At 58.2% G+C, this 282-nt stretch carries 1 protein-coding gene; it reads right to left on the bottom strand.

What is annotated here, in order from left to right; translation table 11 throughout:
- Window positions 1–282 (bottom strand): DUF4376 domain-containing protein (locus tag FDX22_RS00640; protein WP_146716573.1); only part of this gene is annotated, 282 nt, incomplete at both ends.

Genomic DNA, 282 nt, shown 5'->3' with positions numbered 1-282 from the left:
TACTCACTGTCCACCTCCGGCCATCCCACCGGATACGAGCGAATTGCCTCAAGTGTATCGAGCGCAGCAACCTCTTCCTTCATCTGTCGCTGGCGTTCGTGGATCCGGAACCCCTCAACGACCATCGCCTGCGTCATTGCCCCCGCAAGCTGCACAAGCTCTTCAGTCGTTAACTCAACATCATGGTTGTCTGCATCCGTCCAGAAAAAACCGGGCGGCAACGTGCCTGCCTGTGCTGCCGCAATAACCGGAGACAAACGGGACTGAGACGCTTTGCCGCCG

The organism is Citrobacter sp. TBCS-14 (assembly GCF_005280805.1).
In the GTDB taxonomy this organism is placed as follows: domain Bacteria; phylum Pseudomonadota; class Gammaproteobacteria; order Enterobacterales; family Enterobacteriaceae; genus Citrobacter; species Citrobacter gillenii.
The sequence above is the reverse complement of the archived record's forward strand: the minus strand, read 5'-3'. Positions and strand labels throughout refer to the sequence as shown.